Raw genomic sequence first — 25,823 nt, forward strand, 5'->3', positions numbered from 1 at the left:
ATGCTCGAACTCGTCTACGCTCATAGCAACGAGATTGACCCCTTTGACTCTGTTCGATCCGCTTTGAGGAACGCCGTCGGTCCACGCTCAGTGATACGGCTTACGTCGTATCCGCGGTCCTCGAGTCGCCCCACGACGTCGCTCTCGTCGACGCCCTCGTGACGGTGGACCTCGCAGAAGACGGTGCGTATCGACCTCTCAGAGAGCGTCTCTGTCAGCCCGTCGAGTACCTCGCATTCGGCGCCTTCGACGTCGATTTTCACGACCGTTGGTTCCGGAACGCCGTCAGCGATCACGTCGTCGCCCGGCCGCACGGGGACGTCCGCGACCGTCTGCTCCGAGTTGTTGCCCAGTGAGAACGACCCGTAGCCGGGTCGATCGTCCGCGCCGCGGAGCGTTGCCGTGCCTGTGTTATCGCCTAGTGCAATCGGTAAGACAGTGACTGAGTCCAACTCGTTGAGCGTCTTGTTCCGGATCAGTTTCGCGACGTTCCGGTGGTGGGGTTCGACGGCGATAACGCGGGCGCCCGGCTGTGCCGCAGCCGGCAGCAACGCATGCGTACCGATATTGGCGCCGACGTCCCAGTAGACGTCGTCATCCCGAATCTCCGAAACGATCGCATCGATGACTGCCTCCTCCTCGAGAAAGCTCGAGACGCGGTTGTATTCGGGAAGCGTCGAAACGTCGAACCGAACGGTTCGGTCGTTCACTTCAACGGGATAAGGGTTCGGCGCGAGACGGTGATCGAGACGCTTCGTGAGCGTTTGGATTCGCTGGTGGACCTCGAAGACAAACGGGTGGAGTCCGGACCGTTCGGAGACGCGTCGAACCGGACCGGCGTACAGTGAGGAGAGCAGCGTTTCCGCTCGCTCGTGGAGAGCACACATGTAACCGTCGCTACGACGGAGCGCGCCATTATACTGGACGCTGCATTTTACGGACACGGATGACAGTCGGCGGTTACCGAGCGTCGAGCAGTCGACCATCATCCGTCTTCATCGCGTATAAGATCGTTTGCGACCGGATACGAGTGGCAGAGCGAGAGGGCGCCGAACAACTCGAAGTACTCGTTCGCACCCTCGAGATGAGCCCGGTATAGCTCCTCGAGCGTCTCCCAATCGAGGATATCCGGACACCGCTTCTCGTTCTCCGTGGTCAGCAGGTGTTCCTCGACGATGTCCGTCTCTCGAACGATACGATCGGGATCGCTCCAGGAGCCGCCGCCGGATCCCGACTCCGTTCCGAGCTTGCTTTTGAAGCTCCGCCACAGCCGCGCTGCGCTGTACACCGTTCTCGGGTAGGTCAACGGCAGACCGATCCCCGCCTTCGGAATCTCAGCCAGGTCGCGGTTTCGCTTCGCCACGGCCCGGTTGACGACGCTCCGGCGGACGTGGTGGCGATGCGGAACGGACAGCGAGAACTCGATCACCCGATTATCGAGGTACGGGTAGTGCGTCGGAAGCATCTGGTTCGCGGAGTAGTACATGAGGTACGCCTTGTTGTTCGTGATCGGGTAGAAGCCGCCGGTGTGGACGAGCGATTCGAGCGACGGATAGCGCACGCCGTGGTGGTCGATAGCGCCGCCCGATTCCGACATGTGCTCTCGCAGCACCGCGACGGGGTCCGTCTCGAGAGTCACGCACTTCGGCTGCGAGTTTACCGACGGACCGCGGTGATACTGATAGTCGCAAGTGATGTGCTCGGCATATTCGTCGACGCCCGTGATCTGATCGAGAACCGGGACCGGAACTGTCCACCCGAGCCCGGGAACGTCGAGGTCCCGCGTCGGCATGTAAAACCCCTCGAGGACCGTATCGGCCGTGTGACCGGCGAAGACGGCGTCGATTTCGTCGGTGAGTTCGTCCTCAAACCCTGTGAAATGCGCCTGATCGAAGAACGAGGAGAAGATCTGAAAGTCGCCCACTCGCTCCAGCACGTTCGTCAGGTACTCCTGGTCACGCCGAAGAAATCGGAACTCGACGCCTAGCATCTCACAGACTTTGTAAGCCGTCTTCGCTTCGTCGTTCATCGCGTCGTTCAGGTGGTACCCCGTCACGTCGCGGTCCTCGAACAGCGACAGGAGCAGCCGCGAGTCGCTGCCGCCGCTGATGAAGATGCCCTCGTCGTCTTCCGGGCGGCGGCGTTCCTCGACGCAGCGTTGCATGATCGAGGAAAACTCCTCGACGAACGCGTCGTACGGTTTCTCCGTCGGCCGATAGTGGGGTTGCCAGTAGCGCTCCAGTGACGTTTCCCCGCTCTCGAGATCGACGGTGAGTTTCGACCCTGGATGGAGCTGGTAGACGTCCTCGAACGGCGTGCAGATCCCGAACGCCCGCTCGAACTTGAGAAACTCCGACATGAGTTCGTCGTCGACGGCCGGTCGAAACTCGGGGTGCGCTAAGATGGTGTTCGGGTGGGTCGAGAACAGGACGCGGCCGTCGAGCGCTTCCGTGAGGTAGACCGGCCGGGCGCCGAGCCGGTCGGTAAACAGCGTCGCCTCGTCGCGGTCGCGATTCACTACCAGTCCCGCAAACTCGCTGTTCAGGCCGTCGACGAACGAGAGGCCTCGCTCCTCGAGCAAGTCCGCGCAGTAGGCCGCATCACACGTCGACTGATCCCGCCTGGGCGTGTATCCCGTCGAGTCCTCGACGCCGATGACGTCGCCCCAGATCCAGCACAGTCGTTCCTCGTCTCCGGTTCGGACCGTTGCGGGTTGCTCCGCGTCCGTTTCCCGGTGGACGGACAGCCGAACCTGCACAGTATCCTCCCGGTAGCCCGCCGATTCCTCGTCGTCACGCCACTCGATCGTCTCGGCGAGCGACTTGATATCGTGCTGTCGGTCGCCCAGAACGCCGCAGATCCCGACCATGCTATCCTCGGTCGTCGTTCACCGCACAGCGAGAAAAACACCGACGGCGGTTATCGTCTGGTGCAGCCGATTCAACTCGTGGCCTCCCCCTCGAGGTTATTCGAGGGTCGACCCAGAGGACCCGTCGTGCGACATCGACGCCTCGTCGAAGACCGTATCGAAGTACTGTTCGCCCCCGTCGCAGCCGATCACGGCGATACGCGCGTTCGGTTGCTCGTCGGCGATCTCTCGAGCGACAGCGATCGCCGCGCCGGAAGAGCCTCCGACGAGGACGCCGTGTTCGGCGGCGGCACGACGCGCCTCATCGAAGGCATGCTGGTCGGCGACACTACGAACCTCATCGATGTAGTCGAACCACATAGTCGGCAGTTCGTGCTCCTTCCCGAGGCCCTCGACGTCGGTGTCGTAGGTTCCGGGATCACGATCGTAGAACGCCGCGGAGATGTTCGACTGTTCGGCGTCGACGCCCACGATCTCGACGTCCCCGGTCCGTTCTTTCACGTACCTCGCGATACCGGAGAGCGTGCCGCCGGTCCCCATCGGACAGACGACGTGGGTTAGATCGCCCGCCGCCTGTCGCCACAGTTCGGGACCGGTCCACTCGTAGTGGACGGTCGGATTCAGCTGGGTCGAGTACTGGTCCAACCACACGCCGCCTCGTTCCGACGCGATCCGTTCGGCCGTCGAGCGGTAGTGTCGTTCGTCGCCGGAGTCGACGTCCGGACACTCGACGATCTCGCTCCCAAAGGCCCGCACGTAGCCGATCTTCTGCCCGCTCGTTCCCTCGGGGACCGTCAGCACGCTCTCGTAGCCGAGCCGGTTCGTCACCAGCGCGACCGCGCCGGCGGTGTTCCCCGAGGACGCTTCTACCACAACGTCGTCTTCCTCGAGTCGACCCTTGGCCTCGAGTTCGCGGATCATCCCGAGCGCGACGCGGTCCTTCATCGAGCCGGTCGGATTGTCGGCTTCCAGTTTGAGGAGGATATCACCGCCGTCCGCCGGTTCGGGGTAGTCGACGAGCGGCGTCTCGCCGATCCGAGCGAGTACCGGATCGCCCGTCTGGTACGGAGATCCGTGCGTCTCGGCTTTCGGCTCTTCTCGCTCGAGATAGCCGCCGTCGGCGACGGAGTTCTCATCAGCTGATCGATCGCTATCGTCGGTCACGGACACCACCTCTCGAGGATGTGACGGAACACGACGGTGCAGGGACCAAGTCTCGATCGCGCATACGAGCGGGATACCACCGCTCGCTGTTTAGCCGACCACGGCGCATATGCATGCTCTTGATTAGCCGTGAATTTCCGGGGCTACTGTTATGCAGACGTTTCTGGCTATCTGAGAAGCCGGAGTCGCAGTCGAGTCGCTACCGCACTGCGATAGCGATGCGTGTCACTGCGGAAGCGACTGTTTCACCACCTCGAACACCGAGTTCGCAGGTTCACCGCCGGCCGCGAGCGCAGCGTAGAGGAAGAACTGTGGCTCGAGGGGATATAGCGCGATTGCCCGCCGGATAAATCGCTGCGCTGTCTCATATCGTCCGGCCGGCAGCGCGTACCACGCACCGACCCGGAACGCGGCCCACGCCCGCATCTTACGCTCGAACAGTTGCCCGTACGACGCCGCTCGAGGACGGTGTTTCCAGAGGAATCGCGGATACGTCTCCTGAACCAGCGCCTCGAGGTCGTCAGTGATCCGGTCGTGGCCGCCGGCGTGGTTCGTGACCAGCGGTTCGGGGATCGCTTCGACGCGCCACTCCTCGGATATGCGGATGTACCAGTCCAGATCCTGCCAACTCGGGAACTCTTCGTCGAGGAGGCCGGCGTCGTCGATGGCGGCGGTCCGGACCATCACGCAGGAGAACGATCCGATGGCGTTCCGACAGAGCAGCGTCCGCGTCACGTCGCCGCTGACAGACGCGTCCGTCGTCCGGATCACCTCGCCGTCGTCATCGACGAGTCGCAGCGCGGTGTAGACGAGGCCGACGTCGTCGGGTGCGCGCTGAAATGCCGCCACCTGCTGGCGTATCTTTTGCGGTTCCCATTCATCATCGTCGTCGAGGAAGGCGAGAAACTCCCCCGACGCCTCGCGGATTCCCGTGTTTCGAGCTGCATTCGCGCCCTGATTCTCGTCGTGTCTGATGACCACGAGTTCATACGGGAAGTCGTCACGCAGCGGCTCGATGGCCTCCGCAGCCGGCGTTTCCGAGCAGTCGTCGACGACGACGATCTCGAGTTCGTCGTAGGTCTGCTCGGCGATGCTCTCGAGCGAGCGAACCAGTCGTTCGGGGCGGTTGTACGTCGGAACGATGACGCTTACGAGCGGCGTTTGCGCGGCCATCGTTATTCCTGGTAGCCGAGGTCTCGCAGTCGTTCTTTAACGGTGTCGTCCATGTGAACGTCGCCGATGTCGGTCTCGGTCGCGGCGATCTCCTGACGGTGGTCGTCGATGACGCTTCGCGCGTGCTCGAGGATTTCCGGTTCGGTGTCGACGACGTTCTCCCGTTCATCGGGATCAGCCGTCAGATCGTACAGTTCCTCGCCGTCCTCGGTTCGGATGTACTTCCACTCCCGATCTCGGTACGAGAAGCGTCGCTCGCCGGAGTTCGTGTTCTCCCAGTCGCCGATGATATGCTCTCGAGACCAGCCGTCACCGGCGAACAGGGACTGCAGGCTCTCCCCGTAGAAGTTCGGCGGCCGCTCGAGTCCGGCGCTCTCGACGAGCGTCGGCGCTACGTCGAGAAGGCCGACGAGGTCGTCGTGCTCCCCGCCGTCGCCGGAGCCGTCGTCGTACAGCAGCGGGACGTGGAGCACCTCGTCGTAGAAGGTCGCGTAGTGGCTGAACTGCCCGTGATCGAGGAACTCCTCGCCGTGGTCGGCCGTGACGAGCGCGGTGACGTCGCCCCACTGCTCGCGCACGGTATCGATCAACCGGCTGATTTGCTCGTCGGTAAAGCGAATCTCCGCGTCGTAGAGGTCGACGATATCCTCGAGTTCTGACTCGGTGACGTCGCCGGGCGACTCGATCATCTTGCGGCGGAGCTGGATCGCCCGCCGCTCGCCGATCGGCTCGTCGCGGAAGGCGCGCTGGTGGCGCTCCGGCGGGACGTACGGGTGGTGGACGTCCATGTAGTGTACCCACAGGAATCGAGGCCCGTCGTCGGCGACGGACTCAGCCCACTCGAGCGCGTGATCGGTAATCTCGTCGGCGCTGACATACGCCGAACCGATGTTCACGCCGGCGGTTTCCTCGGCAGTCTCGAACGCTCGAGCGAGCGTCTGGTAGACCAGGCCGTCCGAGTCGAGTTGGTCCTTGACGAACTGCCGGAGTCGTGCAGTCGCCGACGGATCCGTTTTCGAGTCGTAGAATTCGTCGAAGCCGCGGTCGTAATCGAAATCGGCGCTGAGATACAGGTTTGAATGAAAGCCAGCCGTTCGATAGCCGGCCTCGTCGAAGACTTCCGAAATCAGCGTTCGCTCGGGCGAGATCCGCTCGTAGCCGCCGTACATGAGAGCATACGACGATGTGAGGATCGACGGGAAGGACGGCCGCGTGCTGCAGGCGTGTGCGAACGCGTTCGTACAGGTGTGGCTGCGGTCGGCGAGGGTGTCTAAGTTCGGCGTCGTCTCTCGTTCGTAACCGTGCCATCCGACGTGATCTGCGCGCAACGAGTCGACGGTGACGAGAACAACGTCCTCCATGTCGACGATTCCACCGTCGGGTTATTTCAGATTTGTGATGGTATTCTTATACGTCTCGGCAATTTCGGCCCAGTCGAACTCGCGCGCGAACGATTGAAGCCCTGTAGTCGTCGATTGTGATGACCCAGTCGAACCGGTTTGCTCAGTGCCAGCACGTTCAATCGCGCGAGCAATACTGTCCGGCGTCGGATCGCAAAACTCGACGAGTCCGTCGAACCGTTCTTCCGCGCGGCCCCGAACCTGGACCGTCGGCAATCCTGCCGCACCGTACTCAAGGACTTTCAGCGTGTGCGGGTCATCGACGAGACAGACGCCGACGTCGGCGGCGTGGAGGTAGCCCGGGATAACCTCGTGCGGAACCGTCCCTGGATAGACGATATTGTCGTGACTTGCCGCCGCTCGCTCGACCTGCTCCGACAGCGATCCCGTCCCGAGGACGAGCAGCGTCCACGATTCGTCGAGTCGCGTCGCCGCAGCGAGCAGGTCGCGGACGTGGTAGATCGGCTCGAGGCCGCCGACGTAGATTGCGACGTTCTCCGCTACTGTCCCCTCGAGCGCCGATTCGGCTCGTTCGACGATGTCAGGATCGGGATTCGCGAACCGATCGAAGTCGACGCCGAGGGCGGTCTTCGTCGCGGTACCGAACCGATTGACGCGATTTGCTTCCTCGTCGTAGACGTAGAGAACGCGATCGGCGACGCGAAAGGCCACATTCTCGAGTTGACGGACGATCGTCGCGAGCCAGCGCGGATTGTTCTCTTCGAATTGCCTGATTGGATCGATATGATCGACGATCAACGGCGTGCCAGTCGCGAGTTTAATCGCTGTACCGGCGATGGCCCCCGCCCGCGTCGTTCCAATGATGACATCGTACTGACCGGCATCGCGAAGCGATTGCAGGACCGTCTTCGACGTGGTGCCCCTGAGCGTTACGTCGACGCCGCTCTCCTCGAGATGGGTGGCGATACGCTGACGGCCGACGCTGATATCTTCCGGTTTATCGGGCGTCAGCCAGAGGACAGTCGTCGAAGTGGGTAGCGTAGTCATCGGTATCGAACGACTCCGTAGAGGTACCCCAGCCCCACGACGGCGGTGAAGACGAACAGTGCGAGGAATCGAGTCGCTCGTCCGATACTCGGGTCGCTCGTGAGTCCCCGTATCCTTTCAGGTGCGAATTTCAAAAGGAGTTTGCTGAGGAACTCGCTCTCCTCGTCGCTCGAGTCCGGAACGAGCGTTTCCATCGCTCGTTTCGAATAACCCTGCCAGAACGCGCGCTCGAGGAGCCACGTCGGATCGGTTCGGTATTCGAAGACCTTGTGTTCGACTTCGGCCTCAGGAACGTACCAGACGGCGCGCCCGTACTTCCGTTGCATCCGCGCGCACAGTTCCGTCTCTCCTCCCTGCAGGTTTTTGTCGCCCTTTCGACCGCCGATATCCGTATCGAAGCCCTCGAGATTCAGAAACACGTCGCGCCGGAAAGAGATGTTCGAGCCGAACGTGTTTCGGACTTCCTCCGGTCCGTCGGCGAACCCCCGGTGGGTCACGCCGACGAGCCAGTAGAATTCCTCGGGGAGAAAGTCGGGCCGATCAGCGGTCCATCGTGGTGTCATTTTCCCGCCCGCTGCGATCGCGTTCTTCTCATCGTACGCGTCGACGAGTGACTCGATCCACCGTTCGTCTGCGACAGCATCGTCGTCGAGAAAGGCGACGACATCGCCGCTGGCGAGTTCGGCGCCGCGATTTCGGCTCGCCAACAGTCCCTTGTTCTCGTCATTACAGTGAACGACGATGTCGTCTCGATTGCCGAAATCCTCGAGCGCGCGTCCGTACACGGCGTCAGTGCCGTCGACGACAACGACGAGTTCCACGCTGTCGTACGTCTGCTCGAGAACGCTCATCGCGGCCTCGCGGAAGTCATCGTATGCGTCAATATCGTAAGTACAGAGTACGACTGAAACGTCCATTGGAGGAATTTCCAGATTCTGGCCGTTAGTTTTTCGGGGCCAAATCAGTCGCTGCTACAGTGTCGCCAGCCAACATATGAAAGCGCGGCGAGTATATGACAAGGCTTATTTTTGACTTGGGTCTGGTGCAACCTAATGAGCACGGATACCGAACACGTCGAGGAGGAGTCCGACACGTCCTCCGCCCTCGCGACGTGGCGAAACTGGTATCACTTCCCTATTATCGGGGCCGTGATGCTGTTTATGTTCTGGCTGCGGACCCAGTCGTTCGACCGGTTCACGACTGGCGACGGAACGCCTGCGCTGGCGGGAATCGACTCGTGGTATCACTGGCGAACGATCCAGTGGACCGCGGAGAACTACCCGCACACAATGCCGTACGAGATCTGGACCGGCTTCCCGGAGGGGAACTACGTCGGCCAGTTCGGCACACTCTTCGATCAACTGATCGTCACGGCGGCGATGATCGTCGGGCTCGGCGATCCATCCACCCAAACGCTGTACACGGTTTCGCTGCTTTCGATCCCGATCATGGCAGCGCTCGTTGCGATTCCCGTCTTCTACATGGGGCGGCGCCTCGGCGGGACGCTAGGCGGGATCATCTCGATCATCATTCTCGCGCTTTCCCGCGGACAGTTCCTCTCACGATCGACCGTCGGCCAGCTCGACCACCACATCGGCGAGGCACTGTTTATGGCGATTGCGGTCCTCGCGATGATGGTCGCACTCACCGTCGGCGAGCGGGAGAAACCGATCTACGAACTGGTCGCGGACAAGGACTGGCAACCGCTTCGTACGCCTGCCCTCTATAGCGTCCTCGCTGGAATTGCGCTCTCGCTTTACATCTGGGTGTGGCCGTCTGGCGTCGTACTCGTCGGTATCTTCGGCGCCTTCTTCGCCGTGCAGCTCTGTCTCGATTATCTCCGCGGAGTCTCTCCAGACCACATCGCATTCGTCGGTGCGGTGAGTCTCGGCGTCACTACGCTCGTGACCGCGATACTGATCGAACGACCCGGATTCGGGACCACTAATTTCAGCTACCTCCAGCCCCTTCTTGCCCTCTCAGTAGCAGTTGGCTGTCTTTTCATGGCCTGGCTCGCTCGAGAGTGGAACAATCGAGATATCGATCGTCGGTACTATCCCGCTGCAATCGTCGGAATCGGCGCCGGTGCGCTGGCACTGATGTGGCTCGTACTCCCTGAACTCTACAGTACGCTCGTCGGAAACCTCACAGGGCGACTCCTTCCCTTCGGTGCATCTGAATCCGCACTAACCGTTCAGGAAGTCCAACCGCCGGATGACTACTTCAACCACGTCTTCTCCGAGTCCGGAAGCGCGTTCTTCACGATGCTCATTGGACTCGTCTTTCTCGCGATCCGGCCACTCTTCGGCCGTAAATTCCGTGCTGAGCACACGCTCGTTATCGTCTGGTCGCTGTTCCTGATCAGTATGGCGGCGGCACAAGTTCGTTTCTCGTACTACCTTGTCCTCGCAATCGCCGTCGTTAACGCCGCGTTCGTCGCGGAGGTTGTACGGCTCTTCGATCTCGATCTCACCAGACGACTCGAGTCGGTCAGGCAACTCGAGACCTATCAAGTTCTCACTGTCGCGATTGTTGTCCTCTTGCTGTTCGCGCCGTTGCTGCCGCCGATTGCGACGGCAACTGCGTGGGGGAGTGCTGAATCCGTTGGGCCGAACGGCGACGCGATGACGTGGGAGGAAGCGAACCACTGGCTAGAAGGAAACACGCCCGAGCCGGGTGACTGGGCGGACGCAGACAGAACTGACGAACTCGAGTACTACGGCACCTACGAGTATCCGGACAATGGTAACTACGACTATCCCGAGGGGGCGTACGGCGTAATCTCGTGGTGGGACTACGGCCATCTGATCACAACGCAGGGTGAACGAATACCGCACTCAAATCCGTTCCAGCAACACGCGTCATCGTCATCGGCCTTCCTGACGGCTACGTCCGAAGAACGAGCTGAGTTGGTGCTCGATGCGATCGCTGCAGGTGGATCACCGACCGACGAGTCCAACGAACAACTCGAGCAAATTGCCGCCGATACCAACGACAGCGGCGAAGACGTCCGGTACGTGATGATCGATGACCAGATGGCCGGCGGGAAGTTCAGTGCGATGACCGCCTTCACCGGACCCGGCTACGGTCACTACTACGACACGAAGGAATACCAGCTCGACGGTGACCAACAACAGGTTGCTGGCCCGAACGAGAACTACTACAATACGACGACGGCGTCGCTGTACCTTCAGGACGCAAACGAGATGGAGCACTATCGGCTGGTCCACGAGAACGACGACTACGCGTTCGTCGGCGGAATGCGGGTTGGAAACCGAGGCGGTCCCCACTACTCGCTCCAACTCTCACGATACAACCGGCTCGTCAACGACCAGTTCGAAGTCGAAACAAGTTGGGGCAACGAAACGGCTGCGTTGCAATCGGACCTCGCGGACGCACGCGAGAACAACGAAATCTACCAGTCGCTCGGTATCCCGATGTGGGATGCACACCTCGAGTCGACTGTCAAAACCTTCGAGCGTGTCGAAGGCGCGACGATTACAGGAACTGTTGACGACGAGTCTATCGTCGAGAACGCAACTGTGACCGCAGCGGTCGACCTCGAGACAAACACCGGCCGTACGTTCACCTATGAGCAGGAAGCTACGGTTAACGAGGATGGGAGCTTCGAACTGACGGTGCCGTACGCGACAAACGACGAACTGAGCGTCGAGGACGGCTACACGAACAGTAGTGTCGAAGCGCTCAGCAACTACGTCGTCTCCGTCGAACGGCCTGGTTCGCAAGGTTTCGGCATCACTGAGTATCAGGGCCAGACTGAAGTTAGTGAATCAGCAGTCGTCGACGGAGAGACGGTTTCGGTTGATCTCGAGGAGGTCGAGTTCGAGAATCAGAGCGATATGAATAACGAGAGCGAGAGTAACGCGACTGACGAAAACAGTTCCGACGATAACAGTGCGGAAAGTGACTCGACCGGCAACAACGACACGGCCGGCGCAATTAGCTCAGCTGATTCCATGATCGCTGAATCCGCGAACTAGCGGACTGGTTGGTACCGCAATTTTGGATTTGCGGTTGTTCTCACTTTTCTGCTGATTGACCGTAGTCCTGTAGTCGTCCACTATCTTTACCCCTGTCTGAATTCTGCCAACCATTCTATTATATTAGATATTGTTACTTATTAAACACCATGAGGGAATTCAGATGTAGAATCACCCAGAATCGGGTGTAATACATACTTACTACGCCATAATAGCGTCTTGAAACTCATTCTAAAGACGACCTGTTAAACAGAAAGCTTATTACGGAATCCCATCTTCCTCCGAATACCCCTACCCGGAAGGCTGAGTCGGTACGCGATGATGCGTTGAACGATGCCGTAATGGTCGTCTTCCACTGATCGCCCGCTAACCAACCAAACCGCAGATAACACAACTATAACACAACACATGAGCGGAAATTCATATCGCCAAAAGGGACGCGCAGTGTTCCTGGCAGCGATGATGGTCCTCTCTGTCGTCGCGATGTCTGCTGCCTTCGCAGGCGCAGGTGCTGCAGTGAAGTCGCAGGACATTGGCGACGCTGGACCAACATACAACGAGAAAAGCGACCTGAACAATAAGGACGTCTGGATCGGTCAAGAAGTCACCCTCGAACTCGATGGTGACTACACTTCGCTTCAGATTCGACAGGGTTCGACCTACAGCGAGGACGATGACGTCGTCCTCGAGAACCGTGTTCGAAATCAGGAGGTAACCTTCGATAGTTCCGAACTCGAAGCAGGTAACCCATACAACCTCAACGTCACTGGAGATAACGGCGATTCCAAGTGGAACGGTGTTGTCTTCTGGGTTGAATCCGAGGACCTCAACACTGAGTTCACCAGTTCCACCGTCTCTCAGGAAGGGAGCGTGAACGTCTCGCTCGAATCCGACCGTGACACGCAGTGGCTGAACGTCAGCGCTGACGGTCTCGACACGGACGACCTCGACAACATCTTCAGTAATTCCGACTCCAACATTGAGGATGTCACGACTCACGAAGACGACGACCGCGTGACGCTCAACGTCACGGGCGTTCCGTCTGACGATTCCGTCGAGTTCGGTGCTGACTTCAGCGAGATCGACGCTGGCGAGTACGAGTTCGACTTCGAGTCGACCGACTCGCTCGCGGCAGATAACGCAACAGTTGAAGTCATCCAGGACGACGCCGAAGTCAACTTCGAAGGTGACGCGAACGGCGAGCAGGGCGAAATCATCGACATCACTGTCAGCACCCAGTACGTTGACAGTGGTGCCGTCCAGATCGCTGACCTCGAAGACCAGAACTTCCAGGCTGCAACCGAGTTCGAGATCGACGAAGACGATCTCAACGAGATCACCCTGCAGTTCAACACCAACGCGCCGAACGCCACTGGGGCTGACGACGCATGGTCGCTCCACCCCAAGCACGACGACCACGACATCGAACTGAGTAACAAGGCTGTGAACGCCTCTGAGCTCGATGAGTTCGAGCCTCTCGGCGCGTACGAGTACGAGATGGAGGCAGGTACGGACCTGAACACGTCGTCCGACCTCCACGAAGACAACTACTACATCGACGATAGCGACGTGACCGACACGGCGTTCTTCAACGTGAACGACCCAACGCCCGTCGGTGACGTCTCGACGCACGTCGCACCCGCTGGCGACAACGTTGAAGGGTTCGACAACCTCAACGACACCACCGTCACCGAATCCAACGTCGTCGCTGACGGTGACCACCTGCTCCTGAACCTCGACAGCTTCGACCAGTCCGGACTGGTTGATTCCTGGAGCAACGGTGAGTCCGTCGGTGAAGACCTCGGAAACCAGAGCATCAACATCACCGTCGAAGAGCAGGACCCCGGCCCGAACGTTGACGCCAACGTCTGGAGCACTAACCCCGATCAGGTCGCTGACTCCGATGCGGATGACCTGATCCACGCAAACGTTACCTACACCGACGTCTCCGAATACGACGGTAACCTCGTCCTGGCTCTCAACTACGAGGACGCCGGCCTCGAAGCTGACGAGTCCTACGACCTGACCTACTCGGTCAGCGAGGACAGTCCGTACGTTGACAGTGAGGACGAAGAAGTGGAAATCGAAGACTCGTTCACCATCGAAGAACCTGAGCTTGAGTGGGACGACAGCGCTGAGGAAGTCCCCAACTCGGCAAACGCTGACGTGACCGGTGAAACGAACGTCGCCCCTGGCAGCGAGATCGACACGAACGCTCGCTCCTCGGGTAACTTCACCGACTCCGAAGACGCGATCGTTGCTGAGGACGGCACGTTCACCGCCACGTACGACTTTAGCGAGTACGACGCTGGCATCACGTTCGACCTCACGGCGACCCACGCCGACCGCAACGAGTTCGACAGCAACTACGAGGACGACCTCCGACATCAGATCGAGTCGACCCTCGTCGACGCTGAAGAACCCCTGATTCAGCTCGACACCAGCGCACCTGAAGAAGTCACCGTCGGTGACGACGCCACGCTCGACGTGACCGTCGCCAACAACGGTGGCGCAGCTGACGAAGTCGAGATCGGCGTTGACATCGCTGGCGAATCCGTCGACAGCCAGACTGTCACGCTCGAGCCCGGTGACGAGTGGAGCCAGAGCTACTCCTTCGACACCTCGGAAGCTGGCGACATCGAGTGGGGCGTCACTGCTGGTGACGACTCCGCCAGTGGCACCCTGAGCGTTGTCGAAGAAGAAGAGCCCGCTGACGACAGTGGCACTGACGACAGTGGCACTGACGACAGCGGCTCCGACGACAGCGGCTCCGACGACAGCGGGTCTGACGACAGTGGCTCCGACGACAGCGGCTCTGACGACGGCGGCGCCTCCGGTACGCCCGGCTTCGGCGTTGCTGTCGCCGCAATCGCCCTGCTCGCAGCCGCCATGCTGGCCCTGCGCCGTCAGGACTAACGCCACCTAACTACCGGACTTCGTCCGGCTTTCACGCATTTCGCTTTTCTTTCGAGCGCTACTCGCGTAGCGACAGCTGTATTATTCTCAAGTCTTCGTAGCTGATCGCAGCGATACACGTACTCTATCAGACGTAGCTAACGAATCCGCTGGCCGAGACAAGTTTTGTTCCTCCTGTCGACCCTAGCGTGAGTCAGTGGCGAGATACTGACCGCCGTCACCGAAGACCGCATCCACGGTGTTGGTGTCAACGTAGTTATCGTGGCGATCACGACGAGTGCTGTCGTCAGCTCCGCGACGATCAGGATATTGCTGCGCATTATCGAACGGATCCCGTTTTGGACCGTCTGTCTCAGTCTTTACGGACTAAAGATCGTCAGCAGCGGTGAGGTAACGCTGTTTACTATCTAACGTCGTGGTGGCAGTTCTCTATAACGAAAACATGATGGGGTCCCGCGCTCACCACACGGGCAATGACTGACGACGACTCGAGTGCCGTTGCGGACGCGACCACCGCGTTTCTCGAGGATCATGAAGACGGGGAACGGGTGCTCGAAGCGGTTCTCGAGGTCGACGCGGACGCCGAAACGTGGACTTTTGACGACATCGTTCTGGATTCCGGAACCTTTGGTGAGCTAGTGTCTCGCGGGATCGTAGAGAAACACGATGGAGAATATCGCGTTGCGGATGAGCCGGTCGTCCGAGCAGTTCTTGCAGGTGACGCAATCGTCGCCGAATCAACCGGTACACAAGACGAGCGTTCGTTTTCGTTCAAATATGATATTGACGTACGGGCGCTGTCAGCGCTACTTGGCGCACTGACGGTCGTCGCCGCCGCGCGGATGCTCGTCTACAACCGCGTCTTCCAGCGCGGATACGTTGTCTCGCCCGGGAACGATCCGTATTTCTTCCGCTACTGGATGGAACGGCTGTTGGCGGAGTCGTCCGGGCCGACGGATTACGGTGTTCTAGTCGATACTGCGTGGACGCGTCCCTCCTCCCATGCGACTAACTGGTTTCTCGCCGAGTTACTCGGTGGTGATCAGTGGGCGGCGGATATCGTCGCTGCTTGGCTCCCGATCCTCGCCTCGGTTGCACTGGGTGCGTTGATCTACAAGCTCACCGTTCTGCTCACTCGAGACGTTCGCGTCGGGATCGCATCGGTGCTACTCTTCGCTGTCACGCCCACACACGTAGTGTACACGGAGCTGGGATTCATCGATCACCAGCTACACCAGTACTTCTGGCTCGGCGTGACGCTACTCACGCTCGGATGGCTCGCGGTCGATCTTCAGCGTCGTCTCGAGAGGGGCGGTGTCGTTTCGGACCACCTTCGATCGCCCGCGACGTGGGTCGTCGCCTGTATCTTCGGAATTTCCGTCGCTGTCGGAACGCACGCGTGGGGCGGCTCGCCGCTGCTCTTGCTCCCGCTGGCGGGCTACATCGCCCTGCGAGCGGCGATGGATGCTCGAGAAGATGTGCCATCGCTACACGCGAACCTTCCAGTATTGGGTGGACTTACGTTAGGTGCGGTGATTTCGCTCGCCTTGAATGTCCGGTGGGGATGGCACGAAACCTTCGTCTCGGCGACCCCTGCGATGGTGCTGGTCGGGGGGACGCTCGTATTCACGCTTGGCGAACTGTGGCGGCGGCAGGAAGTACATCTCGGCGGGTTAGTAATCGTTGAGGGAGTCGTCGCTGCTGTCGGGCTGTTTGCCTTCCGGCGGTTGCGTCCGGAAGACTGGGTAGCGGCCCAAGAACGTATCGACGATCTGTTCTTCCGGGAAGGTGCGAGCGAAACGATGTCGCTGTTCGCGACGGAGTACGCGGTGTTCTTCGGTCCGCTGTATCAGCTCGGCGTCGGATTCTATCTCGGACTGGCCGTGTTGGGCTGGGTAGCTTGGCTTGTCTACCGACGGTACGAGCCAGGGTGGTTACTCGTCGGGACCTACACCGGCTACCTACTGTTGCTGGCGGGGATTCAGGTTCGCTTCGCCAGTCAACTCGCGATTCCGCTCGCGATCCTTGGCGGACTCGGGTTCGTGTACGTGTTGTCCGCGGTCGATCTCGCGCGTCGCCCCGTCCCGTTCCGCGGCGACTCGCCGTCAATGGTAGATCGCACAGGAGCTCCATCGCTGGCTTCCGACGGCGGCCGATCAGAGCCGTCAATCGCGCTTCCCGATGGGCGGGCGGCCGTGTACGTTGTTGGCATCTTCCTGCTGGTATTCGGGGTGAGTCTGATCTATGTACCTGGACTGACTTCGGACGTCGCGTACGACGACTCACAGGTCGCCGCGCTCGAGGCGATCGACGACCACGCCGAAGCGGTCGAGCGAGAGTACCCCGAAAACTACGTGCTGAGCGAGTGGGGCGACAACCGAATGTACAACCACTTCGTGAACGGCGAGTCGCGAGGGTACGGCTACGCGCAGAGCAATTACGTCGATTTCGTCACCGGTTCTGATCCCGACGGCTGGTACGATCAGTTCGACGGCCGCGTCGGCTACGTCGTCCTCACTGACGTCGAGCGGGATGTGCCGGCAGACAGTACGCAAGCGCAGTTGTTCGAGCGGTACGGTTCGGCCGGAAACGAAACTGACGGCGTCGCCCACTACCAGGCTATCTTCGTCGACGACGACGTTGCCGCGTTCGCAGTCGTCCCCGGTGCGACGCTCGACGTCTCCGGCGAGGCGGGTTCATCCGTGCCCCTCGAGACAACGGTATCGGTGTCCGATGAGTCGATCACCTACGAACGCGACGTGGCTATCGGAGACGACGGCCAGGGGACGGTAACGGTCCCGTACGCAGGCGAGTACGTGGTTGGGAATCAGACGGAGACCGTTTCCGAGGGCGACGTTCTGAACGGACAAGCGGTTACGGTCGGTGACTGACCGAACACAGTGTGAGATACTCAGCTGAATAACAACCTAAAAGTACACTCGATAAAACCTCTGTACAACGACAATGCAACTTCTCAGTATGAATAAGGGTGGATTTATCGGCGGTCTCCTCGCAGAAGGGTTCGTCAGTGATGGCCACGACACGATTGCCCTCGAGGATCTCGAGGCCGTCTACGACACCGAGTACGAATCGCTGGTTCGTCGCTCCTGATCGTAGTCGTGAACGCGAGTATGATTGACGCTGTGCTCGAGAATACGATGGTAGCCCCTCCTGTGAGTACATCCGCCAACTGGGAATTCATCGTCGCAGTTCTCGCTGGCATTGTCCAAGGTATCGTCGAGTGGCTGCCGGTCTCCTCGCAGGGGAACCTTTCGCTGTTCCTGACGCTCGCCGGCACGGATCCGGAGCACGCGCTGCAACTGGCGCTGTTTCTACAGGTTGGGACGACACTCTCCTCGGCGCTGTACTATCGTGATGATATTCGAGAGAGTTTCGCGGCCGTTCCGGAATGGCGACCGTCGACGGCATTTACCGGTGCGAACGCGGTGACGACGTTCGTCGTCGTCGCCTGTATCGCGACGGGACTGGTCGGCATCCCGCTCTACGTGTTGGCTGCAGACTTCGTGAGCGAACTGAGCGGCGGGCTGTTTATCGCAGCGATCGGCGCGTTGCTCGTCGCGACCGGGGTGTTACAGTTGGTCACCGAGTCTGTTGCGCTCGAGGATCGCGACGAGCCGACACTCCGTGACGCCGTAATCGTGGGCGCCTTCCAGGGGCTGTCGATCCTCCCTGGGATTTCACGATCCGGCGTGACGACGAGTGCTCTGCTCTTTCGCTCGTATCGTGTGCCGTCGGCGTTTCGGCTGTCGTTCCTGCTTTCGATTCCTGCAGGTTTGGGCGCCGGCGTGTTGACCGTTGTGACCGAGGGTGGGATTCCTGGTGTGAGCCTAAGTGCTGCCACAGTGGCGATCGTGACCAGTACTGTTGTTGGATACCTGACTATTGGGTTGCTGATGCGCGTCGTCGAACGGATCCCATTCTGGATCGTCTGTTTCAGCTTGGGTGGGTTGGCGATCATCGGCGGCGGAGGGGTTGCGGTGTTTACGGTGTAGCTTTCGAACCTACACCACCTTACGGGATTTTGAAACAAATTTAGCCAAAAAGTACTTCATCTATGTGCCAAATCTTCTTTCAAGTCACGTCCAATGTCGAAGAGATCAATGGCACCTAACGATCGTATCCTGTCGTCCCTCGAGGGATCCCCATGTAACTATTGTGAAGAGGGTATCCTAATTCGTGAGCAATTCAAAGGGAATTCAGCCGTACTCTGCAGTCAGTGTGGAACGCCTGCCATACAGTCATGGGAGCCTGAGTGAACCACGTCCATTCTATATTTTGAAAGTAACGTTAGCGCATCTACTCTCAGTAAAGTAGGGAATTTTTATTGGCCCTCTGTTGGTCTTCAGATGATGCAGGACAAACGGATTCTGGTAACCGGCGGTGCCGGATTTATTGGCCCAAACCTCGCAAACGAACTCCGAGTGACAACGGGATCGTCGTTGACGACGGGTACCTGGAGACGCCGGCAAATCTCGATGTAGCGGTCGAGTTTCGGGATGCGAGCGTCCTCGAGGAGGGCCTGCCGACGGATGTTGACGTCGTGTTCCACTTGGCAGCATTGTCGTCGTACGCGATGTACGAGGATGATTCCTGTAAAGGTGCTCCAGTGAATGTGGAGGGATTCGTCAACGTCGTCGATCAGGCCAGGAAAGACGGTTGTGACACAGTGGTGTACACGTCGACATCGTCGATCTACGGCAGCCGGACAGAGCCGTCATCCGAAGATATGAATGTGACGGTAAACACGGGCTATGAGGCCTCGAAGATGGCCCGCGAACGGTACGCGGAATACTTCTCGAACCACTACGACATAAGCGCTGCGAGAATGTGGTTTTTCACAGTCTATCAGGGCTACGGCGGTGCCGAGGAACACAAGGGAGAGTACGCGAACGTGATCGCACAGTTTGCCGACGATATTGCAAACGGCGATTCCCCCATCCTGTACGGAGACGGCGAGAAGACGCGTGACTTCACTCACGTCGACGACGTCGTCCCCGGGCTCGTTCTAGCTGCTGAACACGAACTCGACGGGGTCTACAACCTGGGCACCGGGGATGCCTACGACTTCAACACCGTCGTCGAACTGCTCAACGAGGAACTCGGTACTGACGTCGAACCCGAGTACACTGAGAACCCGATTCCCGATGACGTGTACATCCATGACACGTGCGCGGATCCGACGAAGATACGTGAAGCAACTGGTTGAGAACCCGAAATCGACTTCAAGGAAGGGATTCGACGGGTTTGTGAACAGTATAAGTAATCGAGATTCCGTTTCCGAATACGTACAGAGATGTGAATAATAGAAAAACAGCGTCCGGGTCCTCGTGGATGTCATTCAGGAAATCGTCGAGTGGCTGCCGGTCCCCTCGTAGGTGATCCTCTCTCCGTTTCTGTCTCTCGTCGGAATGTCGCCCGAGCAGGCACGCTCCAGTTAGCCCTGTTACTACAGGTTACGTCCTGCTTTTCGCTCGTACTGGGCGCCGTTGACGTTCGTTTGTAAATACGATATACCGGATCGAAAACAACCTATTTCGGTTTGAAAATCCGCCGTTAGATTTCGGTATCCGCGTTCCGGCTTCGTACTTGCGAGTCGTCAGAAGCTGGTTCTGAATCGTCAACTGATCTCGATTCATCCGTCCCTTCCGCAATCTCCGTCTCGGTCGGGGGCTCAGGCGGTTCGAATGCAGCAACAGGTAGCTCCCATGCTCTGGTTTCGGTCAGGTCCTCGAGCGTCCGTTCCGAGCGCAGTCCGAGGACTGCCAGTCCGGCGAGGACGGCGTGACCGATGACCCATCCAGTCCCGATTTGTCCGAGGACGATCGAAACGAGTCCCGAGAAGACGACTCCCCCGAGGATCGCAGTGCCGAGTACTCGGAGCGGACGTGCGCGGAACTGATCCTCGACGCGGTGTGAGAATTCGACCGCTCTCGAGGAGGCTGTTGCCCGTGCGCATTGTTCGAAGATTCGATCGAGCAGGCGGATGAACGGCCCAACGGTGTAGGTCTCGCGGAGATCGATGACGATTACCTCCGGATCGGGTTCCGCCGTAAGCCATCGGTACACCCACGAGTGGCGCACGTACCGGCCGAGGGTCCGTACCGTGCTGGCGAGCCGGGAGCGTTCGACACCCGTTCGAAGCCGTTGTTCGACGGTCTCGATCGTCTGCTGTGTCGAGTCAGCGTTCGAATCGGTCATAATCAGTCAACGATCCACGCGCGTTGCTCGACGGTTGTGACGCCGAAATCGAGGTAGACGGTATCGCCGTTCCGGAGGGATTCACCCTTGAACTGCTGTCCAAGATCCGTCTCGCGGGTCTCCAGGTCGACAGTGAGGGTCACGTCGTATTTGGTTGGGTGCTGGCGCTCGTGCAGATTGCCGTCCTCGGTTTCGACGATGACGGAAGCCGGTTCGCGGTCGACGTTCGTAATCGTCGCCCACGTGTCGCCGCCCGCCGTCTCGGTCAGTCCGGGTTCGAACTGGGAGGCTTCCCGTTCCCCGAGTTGGTCGAGATCGATTTCGACGGTAGTCGTCGACGGCTCACCGGGTTCGTCCGTCGTTCCGAGCTCGCGTATCGTCGGCCGGAGATCGTACTCGGCCGTCGAGAACGCGATCGTCGATTCGGGTTCGACGATCGCGGAGCCGTACCGCGGGTCGTCCTCGGTTGCGAGCGTCTCGAGCGTTGCGCCAGCGACGACGCGATACTGGCCGTCGCTGAGTGGGTAGACGGACGCAGTTTCGAGGGTTGCGGTCGTTTCGTTGCCGAGCTGAGCTTCGTCCCCGGCCTCGATCGCTTCGGCTGTCTCCCGGTCGACCGTCCGATCGAACAGGACCTCGGTTTCGTTGGTCTGCAGTTCGGCGGTCGTGTTCTCGACGGTCTCGATGGTGCCGGTTACGTCGTACTCGTCGGTTTGAATCGAGATATTGTGATCGGCGGCGACCTCGTTGCCGCCGAACGCGAACGTGCCGTTCTCGTACTGCGTTCCTTTGACCTCGGTGCGGACGGTTACGTCGGCGGTTTCGTTTCCGGCCGGGACCGCGTACACGTCGGTAACCGCGAGGCGTTCGTCTTCGACGTCGCCGGTCATCTCGTCTCCCGTGGCGACGGCTTCGGCGTTCGAGAGCGACTGCGTGCCGAGATCGATCGTCGCGTAGCGGGTTTCGGTCGGCGGTCCGTCGTCGCCGTCCGTAGTGTCGTCTCCTGGACCGAGAACGCCGACGACGGCGATACCGGCGACGCCGACCGCGAGAACGAGTAAAACCACAAGTGCGTCGATGACGTTGACGACGCCGAAGAGATTCCCCTTCTCGTCAATCAGTTCCATAGCTCACCCGGAGTGTTCATATCAGTGCTGAGTCGTTCGAAAGGCCATAGGTGTTTTGACACGGTACTAGCGGAAGCCCACCCTGTTACCGTCGATCGACTGCTTCACTACTCTCGAGTGGAGACTGGTATTCCACCTCTCGAACATCGGGAAACCGACTGCTTCCGAATCAGGAGGGGAATCTCGAGGTATATGCCTTCGCCCGTAGGCTATCCGGAGAAACTCGCCTTTCAACAAACTTATGCCACTGTCGAAACCTTCCCTGTAACGAATGCTTACTGGGTGGCGGTTTCGTGTCGTGAGCCTCCTCGGCGTGATCGGGTTGACCCTCGCCGCCGTGGTCGCCGCCAACCACGAACTCTCCCAGACGCTGTTTACTACGTACGTGCCGCTTTTCAATCGGCTCGAGGCTACCGTACTCACCGGCGAGTCGTTCTACCTGGCCGTCCTGCTGTCCGTCGTGACGGTGACGGGGAGTCTCCTGCCGCTGTACAAACCCCGCCCGCGGCGGATTCTGGATACCGTGGTACTGGTCCAAAAACGCGTGGTCGTGGCAGGATTCGCGCTCGCTACGCTCGGCTACTTCAAGTGGTCGCACCGACTGCCTCGTGCGACGCTCGTGATGATCATCGGGTTGCTCGGAATCGTCCTTCCCGCGTGGTTCGTCTGGATTCGACGACGACCGCACGGGGCCGACGGGCGGACGCTGCTGGTCGGCGACGATCTGGCGCAGATCGAACGCATCGCACCGGCCGTGGACGCGCCCATCCTCGGGTATCTCTGTCCCTCGAGCGTGGACTACTACGAGTTCGACGAGGGTGCTATCGGTGAGGGCGGCGGGACGAGAGTTACTGCCGACGGTGGAGTGGCGTTGCAGCACACCGGTGAGGATCAGGAACTCGAACAAGCCCTCGACGAATTGCCTCGGATCGGCGGGCTGTCGCGGTTGGAGGATACGCTCGTCGAGTACGACGTCGACACCGTCGTCCTGGCGTTCCGGCAGGCCGATCGCGCGGAGTTTTTCGGCGCATTGGACGCCTGTTATGAACACGGCGTGGACGCGAAGGTCCACCGGGAGTACGCCGACAGCGTGCTCGTAGCTGCGGGAGACGTCGGGAAACTGGTAGATGTGGATCTCGAGCCCTGGGATCCAATTGATCACCTGTTCAAACGGGCGTTCGACGTTTTGTTCGCGGCGACCGCATTGGTTGCGCTTGCACCAGTGGTCGCTGTCATCTCGACGGCGATTAAACTTGAGGACGGCGGATCGATACTTTACCAGCAGGATCGGACGGCCGTGTTTGGCGATTCGTTTCCGGTATATAAGTTCCGCAGTATGATCGAAAACGCCGAAGCCGAAACGGGGGCGAAGATCAGCGAGGAAGACGCCGGCGAAGCCGACCCACGTGTTACACGCGTCGGGCACGTACTACGAAAGACGCATCTTGACGAGATTCCACAACTCTGGTCGATCCTCGTCGGCGATATGAGCGTCGTCGGCCCTCGGCCGGAACGGCCGGAGCTCGATACAGAAATCCAAGACGATGGGATCGACTGGGAAAAACGCTGGTTCGTCAAGCCTGGCCTGACTGGGCTTGCACAAATCAACGACGCCACCGGCCATGAACCTGCAAAGAAGCTTCGGTACGATCTCGAGTACGTCCGACGACAGTCACTTGGGTACGATCTAATAATCGTGGCTCGACAGATCTGGAAAGTGTTATCCGACGTCAGGGAGTTCGCTTCTGACGAATGAGTTCACAGGACGGTACGGCTTCTCTTTCAGGTAAGCGGATTCTCATCACCGGCGGTGCCGGATTCATCGGGAGCAACATCGCAGAAGAACTCGTTGCCGACAATGATATCCGTATCCTCGATAACTTCTCCAGTGGCTCTCGATCGAATGTTCCGGACGAGGCGACGGTGATTGACGGCGATATCCGAACCGATGACGATCTCGATCGAGCGACGGAGGACGTCGACGTTATCTTCCATCAGGCGGCCCTGATCAGCGTCGAAAAGTCGATGCGCGCACCCGAGCTCACGCACGAGATCAACGTCACTGCGACCGTAAAGCTGCTCGAACGAGCACGTGAGGAATCCGCTCGGCTGGTGTTTGCCTCGAGCGCTGCGGTGTACGGACAGCCTGAGTCCGTCCCCATTTCTGAGAACGCGTCAACGCATCCAACATCGCCGTACGGTGTCTCGAAACTCGCCGCTGAGGAATACATCCAGCTATACGTCGATCAGTACAATCTGGACGCGGTCATCCTACGATACTTCAACGTATACGGTCCGGGACAGATCGATAGCGACTACAGTGCTGTCATCGGTATCTTCGTCGAGCAGGCGCTCAACGGAGAGGAGATCACGGTCGAAGGGGATGGGTCCCAGACTCGAGACTTCGTCCACGTTCGGGATATCGTCCAGGCGAATCTACTCGCGGCGAGTTCCGATGTCACCGGCGTGTACAATGTTGGAACCGGAGAGAGCGTCTCGATTCTCGAGTTAGCCGAAACCGTTCGCGAAGTCGCGAGTTCGGGATCGGACATCGTCCATGCCGCTGCGCGGGACGGAGACATCGATCAAAGTCGTGCCGATATCTCTAAGATCCAGTCAGCCCTCGACTTTCAACCCACTGTTACGCTTCGAAACGGACTCGAGACAATCGTTCCATCAGCGGATTCTAAATCGGAATAACGGGACTCCGGTTTAGTGAAGGACGATACTTTTAGGGTGGACCGAATACGAGTCTCCGTTCTCTGTCTTGTAGGGGCGGGGCGCTATCGACGAGGAAAAGCCCGTCAAAACGACAAATCATTACACCACCGCACAGTAACGGTGACTCGAATGCGAATTCTTCGGGTTGCACAGACGATCTATCCCGACGTGAAAGGCGGCGGTGCCTATCACGTCCACGCGATGAGTCGCGACCAAGCTGCGATGGGTCACGACGTGACCGTGCTAACGGTACGGCACGATCCTGAGCTGCCTCACATTGAGGAGCGCGATGGGTATACAGTGGTTCGGTACGATCCTACCGTGAATCTACTCGGTAATGATATTAGTCTCGGAGTTGCGCAGTATCTGCGGGACGCGGCAAATTTCGACGTGATACACGCCCACTCGCATCTCTACTTCTCGACGAACCTCGCGGCGCTGAAACGGTTCTGCGAGGATATCCCGCTGGCGATTACGAACCACGGTCTATACAGTCAGACTGCTCCCGAATGGGTCTTCGATCTCTATCTGCGCACGATGGGGCGGTGGACGTTCAACCAAGCCGACGTGGTGTTTTGCTATACAGAGACCGATAAGGAGCGGGTTCGGGGGTTCGGGGTCTCGAGTCAGATTGAGGTCGTTCCTAATGGAATCGATACTGAGCGCTTCATGCCCGAGGGCCCCGAGAGCGATTTAGTAGAGGCAGACGGGCCTATAGTGTTGTTTGTTGGACGGTTGGTTGAAGGAAAACAGCCATCTATCGCACTCGAGGGGTTTGCATCGGTTCGAAAAGAGTATCCAAACGCAGAAATGTACCTCTGTGGAGAAGGGCCACTTCAAGAGACTCTTGAATCTCAAGCCGCCGATTTAGGAATCGAGGATTCCGTTACTTTTCTGGGACAGGTTCCTTATGATGAGATGCCAAACGTGTTCCGGAGTGTGGATTTATTCGTTCTTTCGAGCCGAGCAGAAGGTGTTCCACGGACGATCATGGAGGCGCTCTCGACAGGTATTCCCGTGGTTTGTTCGGAACTACCGCAAGTCAAGTCAGCCTTCGGTAATGAGATTGCGTACGCTCCCGTTGATAACGTCGATGTATTCGGAGACAGAATGCGCGAGACGTTAATGAAGGAGTCAAACGCAGAACTCGATTCGGAATTTAGCTGGGAACGAACAGTTAAACAGACGACAGCAAGTCTCAATCGTCTAAATCGGAAGTGATCGA

Annotated in this window: 18 protein-coding genes and 1 pseudogene; 10 read left to right on the forward strand and 9 right to left on the reverse strand. The window is 59.3% G+C overall.

The genetic code is table 11. The annotated features are described in order from the left end of the window. Positions 1 to 20: 20 nt before the first annotated feature. The 7 genes from ATJ93_RS05200 to aglG form a co-directional block, all read right to left on the reverse strand. Positions 21 to 887, reverse strand: coding sequence for an FkbM family methyltransferase (locus ATJ93_RS05200; protein WP_170155520.1), 867 nt, complete (start codon positions 885 to 887; stop codon positions 21 to 23). A gap of 98 nt (positions 888 to 985) precedes the next feature. Continuing rightward, a complete protein-coding gene (locus ATJ93_RS05205) occupies positions 986 to 2,869 on the reverse strand; it encodes an asparagine synthase-related protein (protein ID WP_120243533.1) in 1,884 nt (627 codons plus the stop codon). Between the two features lie 96 nt (positions 2,870 to 2,965). Then, positions 2,966 to 4,033 carry a PLP-dependent cysteine synthase family protein gene (locus ATJ93_RS05210; protein WP_120243534.1) on the reverse strand — a complete coding sequence of 356 codons (1,068 nt, stop codon included), beginning with the start codon at positions 4,031 to 4,033 and terminating at the stop codon, positions 2,966 to 2,968. Between the two features lie 225 nt (positions 4,034 to 4,258). Further along, positions 4,259 to 5,206, reverse strand: coding sequence for a glycosyltransferase family 2 protein (locus ATJ93_RS05215; RefSeq protein ID WP_120243535.1), 948 nt, complete (start codon positions 5,204 to 5,206; stop codon positions 4,259 to 4,261). A gap of 2 nt (positions 5,207 to 5,208) precedes the next feature. Then, a complete protein-coding gene (locus ATJ93_RS05220) occupies positions 5,209 to 6,567 on the reverse strand; it encodes a sulfatase (protein ID WP_120243536.1) in 1,359 nt (452 codons plus the stop codon). Positions 6,568 to 6,588: 21 nt separating this feature from the next. Continuing rightward, positions 6,589 to 7,614: a glycosyltransferase gene (locus ATJ93_RS05225; RefSeq protein WP_120243537.1), complete on the reverse strand. Its 1,026-nt coding sequence runs from the start codon at positions 7,612 to 7,614 to the stop codon at positions 6,589 to 6,591. Continuing rightward, positions 7,611 to 8,531 (reverse strand): glucosyl-dolichyl phosphate glucuronosyltransferase, encoded by a 921-nt coding sequence (gene aglG, locus ATJ93_RS05230; protein WP_120243538.1) that lies wholly within the window; start codon positions 8,529 to 8,531, stop codon positions 7,611 to 7,613. The genes ATJ93_RS05225 and aglG overlap by 4 nt, the downstream gene beginning before the upstream one ends. A gap of 135 nt (positions 8,532 to 8,666) precedes the next feature. Here aglG and ATJ93_RS05235 point away from each other — a divergent pair, with 135 nt between their 5' ends. The 7 genes and pseudogenes from ATJ93_RS05235 to ATJ93_RS05260 all read left to right on the forward strand — a co-directional run bounded on the left by ATJ93_RS05235 (position 8,667) and on the right by ATJ93_RS05260 (position 19,758). After that, complete coding sequence (locus ATJ93_RS05235) at positions 8,667 to 11,615, forward strand: oligosaccharyl transferase, archaeosortase A system-associated (protein ID WP_120243539.1); 2,949 nt, start codon at positions 8,667 to 8,669, stop codon at positions 11,613 to 11,615. Between the two features lie 516 nt (positions 11,616 to 12,131). After that, complete coding sequence (locus tag ATJ93_RS23995) at positions 12,132 to 14,531, forward strand: BGTF surface domain-containing protein (RefSeq protein WP_245977507.1); 2,400 nt, start codon at positions 12,132 to 12,134, stop codon at positions 14,529 to 14,531. A gap of 473 nt (positions 14,532 to 15,004) precedes the next feature. Beyond that, on the forward strand, positions 15,005 to 17,422 hold the full coding sequence (locus tag ATJ93_RS05250) for an MFS transporter (protein ID WP_120243540.1): 2,418 nt from the start codon (positions 15,005 to 15,007) through the stop codon (positions 17,420 to 17,422). 88 nt (positions 17,423 to 17,510) lie between these two features. After that, the gene (locus ATJ93_RS24325) at positions 17,511 to 17,642 is read left to right on the forward strand and encodes a hypothetical protein (RefSeq protein WP_281271529.1); all 132 of its coding nucleotides are present in this window, start codon (positions 17,511 to 17,513) and stop codon (positions 17,640 to 17,642) included. 47 nt (positions 17,643 to 17,689) lie between these two features. After that, positions 17,690 to 18,544 (forward strand): undecaprenyl-diphosphate phosphatase, encoded by an 855-nt coding sequence (locus tag ATJ93_RS05255; RefSeq protein WP_120243935.1) that lies wholly within the window; start codon positions 17,690 to 17,692, stop codon positions 18,542 to 18,544. A gap of 108 nt (positions 18,545 to 18,652) precedes the next feature. Beyond that, positions 18,653 to 18,808, forward strand: a complete 156-nt coding sequence (locus tag ATJ93_RS24445; protein ID WP_342768847.1) for an HVO_A0556 family zinc finger protein — start codon at positions 18,653 to 18,655, stop codon at positions 18,806 to 18,808. Between the two features lie 93 nt (positions 18,809 to 18,901). Next, positions 18,902 to 19,758: pseudogene (locus tag ATJ93_RS05260) on the forward strand (NAD-dependent epimerase/dehydratase family protein). Between the two features lie 347 nt (positions 19,759 to 20,105). On the opposite strand, the gene ATJ93_RS05265 reads toward ATJ93_RS05260, so the two are convergent. After that, on the reverse strand, positions 20,106 to 20,750 hold the full coding sequence (locus ATJ93_RS05265; protein WP_120243541.1) for a hypothetical protein: 645 nt from the start codon (positions 20,748 to 20,750) through the stop codon (positions 20,106 to 20,108). A gap of 2 nt (positions 20,751 to 20,752) precedes the next feature. Next, a complete protein-coding gene (locus tag ATJ93_RS05270) occupies positions 20,753 to 21,877 on the reverse strand; it encodes a DUF4330 family protein (protein WP_120243542.1) in 1,125 nt (374 codons plus the stop codon). A gap of 271 nt (positions 21,878 to 22,148) precedes the next feature. Between ATJ93_RS05270 and ATJ93_RS05275 the strand changes: the two genes are divergently transcribed. The 3 genes from ATJ93_RS05275 (at position 22,149) to ATJ93_RS05285 (ending at position 25,819) form a co-directional block, all read left to right on the forward strand. Next, the gene (locus tag ATJ93_RS05275) at positions 22,149 to 23,633 is read left to right on the forward strand and encodes a sugar transferase (RefSeq protein WP_120243543.1); all 1,485 of its coding nucleotides are present in this window, start codon (positions 22,149 to 22,151) and stop codon (positions 23,631 to 23,633) included. Next, positions 23,630 to 24,577 carry an NAD-dependent epimerase/dehydratase family protein gene (locus ATJ93_RS05280; RefSeq protein WP_120243544.1) on the forward strand — a complete coding sequence of 316 codons (948 nt, stop codon included), beginning with the start codon at positions 23,630 to 23,632 and terminating at the stop codon, positions 24,575 to 24,577. The genes ATJ93_RS05275 and ATJ93_RS05280 overlap by 4 nt, the downstream gene beginning before the upstream one ends. A 150-nt stretch (positions 24,578 to 24,727) precedes the next feature. Beyond that, positions 24,728 to 25,819 carry a glycosyltransferase family 4 protein gene (locus ATJ93_RS05285; RefSeq protein WP_120243545.1) on the forward strand — a complete coding sequence of 364 codons (1,092 nt, stop codon included), beginning with the start codon at positions 24,728 to 24,730 and terminating at the stop codon, positions 25,817 to 25,819. The last annotated feature ends 4 nt before the right edge of the window (positions 25,820 to 25,823 follow it).

Source organism: Halopiger aswanensis, from assembly GCF_003610195.1.
Lineage (GTDB): Archaea > Halobacteriota > Halobacteria > Halobacteriales > Natrialbaceae > Halopiger > Halopiger aswanensis.